Source organism: Nocardia sp. NPDC049220 (genome assembly GCF_040647855.1).
In the GTDB taxonomy this organism is placed as follows: Bacteria; Actinomycetota; Actinomycetes; order Mycobacteriales; family Mycobacteriaceae; genus Nocardia.
Window position 1 is genome coordinate 1 of record NZ_JBEZDA010000043.1, and the last position, 6,150, is coordinate 6,150.

Sequence of the window (6,150 nt, forward strand, 5' to 3'; positions counted from 1 at the left end):
ATACCCCCCAACCACTCCACCAACCCACCACCACACCAAACCCAAATCACCACCAACCCCCACCCAAACAACCCCACACCACATCAACCACCAAAACCAAACACCACACAACCCCCGAATACAGGCCACCTTCCCGCCCTGTACGAACCAGTTCCCGTCAACGTCGAACAGCCACCTGCACAACGCGATATCGAAGGCCCACCCGCGCATGGCGAGAACCAGGACGATGTCCCAGGGCCGCCGGTGCAGTCCGAGGCAGAAGAGGCCGAGACCACACCCACCGAACTGGATCGGCTCTTTCGTCTCGTTGCGACGGACCGGAAACTGATCAGCCCCCATGTGCACTGGGATCCCGACCGCAAGGTACTCGGATTCAGCAGTCGCGGTAACCGGGACGTCACGATCGAACTGCGAACGCATTCGGATGACTCCGCGAACGCCGTCGTGCCTCGGCTCGACCATGCGGGCCACCACCACGTCCTGAACGTTGCGACGTGGGCGTCGGATCTGGAGGCAGGTCGCGGCATCGCGCGGTATGTGGAGGCCATCCGCGCGATGGAACAATATGACCTGCCACGCGATCGGGCTGGCGGAAAATCGACCACGATGACACCAGAACTCATGAGCGGGTTCGCCGAACTACGGTATCTCGAAGGGAAACTCGGACAGGTCGATGCCGCTCACAAGCCTGCCGCGATGCTGCAGAACGCCCTGGAAGGGGTTTCTACTGACCTCGGCCTGCGACCGAACGATCCCGGCGCCGCGATTCGGATGGCACTTCTGGCTGCCTGGGATCCCCGTTCTGGCCTGGTAGACCGGTTCGCCACAATGGCGCCGTCGTTCAGCCCGGACGCGGGCCCTCGATTCTCGCCTGCTTTCATCGCATCGAAAGCTGCGGCGTTCGAGAGCCTTTGGCATCAGGTCATACAATCGAATCGCTTCAGAAGATGTTTCACGGTGGACCCGATCGGCGGATTTCGAGGTGACACGGATTCGCCGCACACGTATGCCGAACTGCTCGCGCACATCGACGCCGACCACGGTTCGATCACCGGCGGCAACTGGTCCTGGGATCCGTTCGGCGCCCGGTTCGTCTTCGACGATGGGAATGGTCTACGTGCGGAGGTCGCAGTATGGACGAGTCGAGAACCTACCCGGAATGTCGCCGACATCTATAGCGATGCCCCTTTCCACTACCACATGTTCGTCGCACCCGGCACACGTGACCGACACCTCTCGCTTGCGGTGGCAGACGGGCTCGGCCAAATCCGCTACTTCCTGCTGGACGGTGCCAGTCTTTCCGATCTGATCGGTCGACGTGCGAACCTAATGACAGGTCAAATTGTCGGACGGCACGCCCAGTTGCGTGTCATTGTCGGGAGATTCGATCGACTCACGCCCACCTTGCAGCCCAAGTTGTTGCCGGAACTGCACGACGACATGACGAATTTGGTCGCCGACTTGGGGCGCTTGTGTCCGGACTCTGCCAACTGGATGGCTTTGCTCGCCAGCAACAGTCCGATGCTGGCCAAACGTGTTGCCAAACATTGGGAGTCGAGCCTCGGGTTGAAACGAGCTGATGTCACGTCGATTGTCGACCCGCCGATCGACGACACCTACGTGCATGCCATCCGTGAATTCCACGGTAGCGCCCGTCCCCTCGCACTGGACAATTTAACCCTCGAAGAGCTGCGGCGTCACATCGAGACCGATCTCGACCTGATCACAGATGACCGGTCGAACTGGACTGGAAATCGATTAGAATTCACTGACGAGGATGGTTTACGCCGGTATGTCGACCTCCGCGTGGGACCTGTAGACAAAGGCGCGGTCGCGTCATGGCGCACCGACGAGACCCACTACAACTACTGCATCGAGATGTCGCCCAGGGCGCATCCCCAGGATGTTTCGCGCGCCGTCAAGGGCGCGTTGGATCAGATCATCGAGCGCCACACGCACTCGCCTATTCCTTGGGCCAATGGCTTCGGCCAGTTACGGGTGGTCGTCGGAAAACTCGATGCGGCTGCGGCTCTCGGGCTGAGGGATGAGGCGCAGACATTACGCCGGAAGCTGTTGGCGTTGGCCGCAGACCTGGGCATGCGACCCACCGATCCTTACTACGACGACCGCATGGAATTACTGGCTGAGCGCGACCCTCACCTGGCGCAACGACACTACGAGCTGATATCGCAATGGGCCGACAACCGGAGCCCGATCTACGATTACTGGTCAGGGGCGACACTGGGTGTGACATTCGATGCTGTCCGGTTGAACAGTGCGCGGCTGAGCCAGCGGCACCCGGCAGGCGTCATCGGAGAAGTAGGGCAGTTCATGCCGGTGGAAACTGCCCGCGCCATGCGGGAAGGAGGAGTGCGCGGGCTGCACGCGTCGCTCCCTATCGGGCTGCAACTGCGCGCTGCGGGCGAAACACTGCCGATCACGGTAACGGGGCTGGCAATCGACCCGTACGTCGCGGAAGCGGCAATCAGGGCGGATATCACCATCGGCGTGGCGTCGATCGACCAGCTGCGTGTGGTCGCGGCCGCGGCCGAGGCGCTCGGCGCGACGGCGGACGTCGCGGTGGAAGTGGATACCGGCAAGCACGCCGGCGGGGTACCGCTCGCCCACTATCCGGAGATGTCGAAGCACCTGGGCAGATTCGTTGCGGCAGGGTCGATTCGGTTTCACGCGGCCTTCACCGAACTCGCGCACGGCGATGATCCCTGGCACCCGATGAACGATCGCCAGGCCGCGTCGTTCATCGAGGTGTCGTCGACCGCATATCGAGATGGGGTATTCCCCGAGAATTTCCACATCGCAGGTGCCGCGATGACTGTGCGACAGCAGCCGGGCGGCCGTTTCGCAGCCCGATTGGGTGCTCCGTTGTACGGGGACCTGCCGGTGAAGTGCCCCGGCCTCGAGTTGCAGTCCGCGACGGAATGGGTGGCGCATGTTGGCGGGGCACGGCGGTTACGTTCCGGCGAGAGTTTCGGCTACGACGGCGAACCGGTAGACCAGGAGCGGCGGATCGCGTGGGTCGGAGTCGGCTACATGGATGGTGTTCCCTACGAGTTGGGCAGATCCGGCGATGAAATCCATGTGCTCGTCAATGGTGTTCGGTGCCGCGTCGCTGGTCCGGTGAACATGGACCAGTTCCCGATCGAGGTTCCCGAGGGAGTCGAGTTCGCCGAAGGGGACGTCGCCGTGTTGGTCGGTTCGGGCGTTGACAGCGAGCTCACGTCTCCCCAATGGGCCGCCGCGCTGGACATACCTTTCGAACTGTGGCGCAGGCCTCTGGGCCGGACCAGTCAAGTGTTCCACGATGGGGCTGGTGTTTATGCCCAAGAACTTTACCGTCGGCTCACGCGCGACCGACGTCTGGCGCCGGTGTCGGTGACACTCGACCGCAAGGCCTTGGTGGGGAACGTGGCCGAACTCCGGCGCCGAGCCGACGAAGGGATACAGGAGTACGTCAGGATCGTGCACGGCGCACACGCCGCTGATGCGGCGAGAGTCCCTGGCTCGACCAACCCAAACTCCAAGTTCATGCTGGTGGGAAAAGCGGACATGTACGGCGGTGGCTTTCTCGCCGTGCTGGCAGGGGCACCGGCGGTCGATGGAATGGGGGTAGCGGGAATCTCCGAGGCGCTGAAGGTGCGGCACGATTTTCGCGCTCTGTACGCGTTGTGTAATTCGAACTTTGCGGACTCTCAGGATCCGTTCTCGCAAGAGGCTCGCGATTTGGTCGCATTGAGAAACCTGTGCGATCACTTCGAACGCAAACCGTTGGTGGCCTGGCAGACCTATCCCGATTCTAATTTCGAGGTCGCCATCATGGAGGACGTGCAACTCGGGGTGCCATCTCCGCCCGTTCTGCGCGCGGTGGCGAAAGCTGCAGGGAAGGTCGGCAAACCAGCAAAGGTGCATCTCGTGGTGAATACCGGTCTGAACCGCGAGGGCGCCTCGCCGGAGGAATTGGAGCACTTGATATCCGCCTTGCAGCAGGAGATCGCTCGCGGGCGGATAGTGCTCGAGGGGGTGATGTCACACATGGACCATGTGGAGGCGAAATGGGAGTCGCAATACCGTCGGTTCCGCTCCGTGACAGCGCAATTGGCAGCGGGCGGTCTACTGCCGCCTTGGAAGAGTTTGTTCGCCAGTTCCGCCGGCAAGGTGACAGGGGTCGAGCTCGTCACGTGGAATACCGATGAGCCCTCCGCCGGGAATCCGGTTCCCAATCCATACTTCGACATTCGCGCCGGTAAGGCGCCGCTCTCCGGGCTGCTCCCCGGCTATGCGCCGGACCCGGCCTTGCGGCCGGTCCTGACGGTCGAAAGCAGGGTGGCCCAGGTGTTCCGCGTAGCTCCCGGCGAAGGCGTAGGGCCTGGAGGCCATTTCACACCAAAAGAAGCGACGATGATCGCACGTGTTCAGGGCGGGTATGCCCACTTGCCGATTCCCCGAAGGGTACGGATCGACGGCCGCCTGTACCCGGTCGCGGGACAGGCCGACCCGCACAACATCTTGATCGACCTCGGCCCGCATGCGCGCATCAGCGAGGGCGCGAAGGTGACCTTGCTCGGGTCCGAAGAAGGCGTCACGCCCCGCGACTGGGTAATCGACGGCTTGATGCCGGCGCCCTACTTCGGCCCGGATGTCGCCGAAGCCTCATGGTCAGCGCGGCCCGGTGCGGACGCGGGGGAAACCATGGTGCCGGATGGGACGGTACCGCGGCCGGCCGTGTCCGGTCCGTGGCGGAAGCCGCGTACGTGTGGTCCGGTCGTGTTGCGTTTCGGTCGGGACAGGTTGGGTCTTCCGGTCGAGGTCCCCGAGTTGACCGGAAAAATTCGCCTCAGAGGGATGTCGGGTGTCGAGATCGCTCACCACACCGGCGGCAACTGGCAGGAGTTCTGGTCGATTCTGAACATGAAGACCTCGGTCGAGGAGGGGAATACGGTGTTCGGCGCGGTCACATTCGGTAGGCGTCGGGCCGGCCATTTGTTCGTGGTCTACCAGGACCCGACGACAGGTATGGTGCGCGTGTACGAGGGGGTCGGGGAGAGGGGGAGCGATGTCGCGTTCGCGGATTGGAAGCCACCGCTGCAAGTGGTGGATTACGTTGGCATCGTTTTCGGCAAGGACAAACGGCCGCTGGATCCGGTGGATCCGGTGGCCGGCCCGCGCATGGATCCAGACGTGAGCATCCCGAAATGGGTCGGCGCCGGCTCTGACGCGCCGTCCGATACGCAGCTGCCCGATCCTCGGTGTGGAACCTGATTCGGCCGACCGGAATCAGCCTCGCAGCCCTCGCGAGGCGAAAGGGGGGTGCGGGGGGACGACCGGGGCGGGCAGACGGCCATGATCGGCGAACCGCGCGAGCTTTATGGGGAGGCGGTGCTTCGGGTGATATCGGATACGGCCGACGCCCACCGTGCCCGGCGTCCTCGCTGCGCAGACCGCGACGGCAGCCTCGTCGAGCAACTCGGCCGTGACCGTCGGTTCCGTGTCGGGCAGTCCCGCCATCTGTGCCCGGATCGTCGCTGCCACCTGGGCGGATACTTGCTGTACCTCGTCGCAGCGGAGACGCCAGGTGCGATCGCGCTGCGCAACTGGGTGAATGACGGCACCCCGCCGCGTGGCGGTTTCGGGTAATAGGTGTTCGATACCTGGCCTCGACCATTCTCCGGATTCGGACCTGGTCTGGTCTCGCTGGCCGCACTTGACCACGGGGTCGGCGCGACCTCGGCCGAGCACCGCACAGGTCGGACTTCGGTGCGCCCTCGTTGAACGCCGACCGGCGCACGGTCTGCTCTGTTCGGAGGAGAAGTCGCTATCACGGACCCGCACGATCCTGCCGCGGTCCAGTCCCGCGGGCCATCTTCGACCCGGCGGATCAATGGTCGATCGCTGGCGTTGCCGGACCGGCGACAGGCCCGGACCGGGATGGCGGCGCGGGTGACGGCCAACTCAACGTCCGCCTGTGTGTGGACCGCCGACCTACGGTAGCGCAACATTTCTGACTAGACTTATCTTGTATTTCCTGTTGTTCAATCCGACTCGTGAGCCTGTGACCGCTGTGGATATCCGGTGCTGCGATGTTCGATGGGGAGGAGTCGACATGACGGCGTCATTCGAGGCCGATCCGGCGCT

2 protein-coding genes are annotated in these 6,150 nt (G+C 63.4%); both read left to right on the forward strand.

Features of this window, described 5'->3' with window-relative positions; translation table 11 throughout:
• Nucleotides 1-243: 243 nt before the first annotated feature.
• Complete coding sequence (locus AB0C34_RS31350; protein WP_357081020.1) at nucleotides 244-5,277, forward strand: alanine racemase; 5,034 nt, start codon at nucleotides 244-246, stop codon at nucleotides 5,275-5,277.
• A gap of 48 nt (nucleotides 5,278-5,325) precedes the next feature.
• Nucleotides 5,326-5,652: a hypothetical protein gene (locus tag AB0C34_RS31355; protein ID WP_357081023.1), complete on the forward strand. Its 327-nt coding sequence runs from the start codon at nucleotides 5,326-5,328 to the stop codon at nucleotides 5,650-5,652.
• The last annotated feature ends 498 nt before the right edge of the window (nucleotides 5,653-6,150 follow it).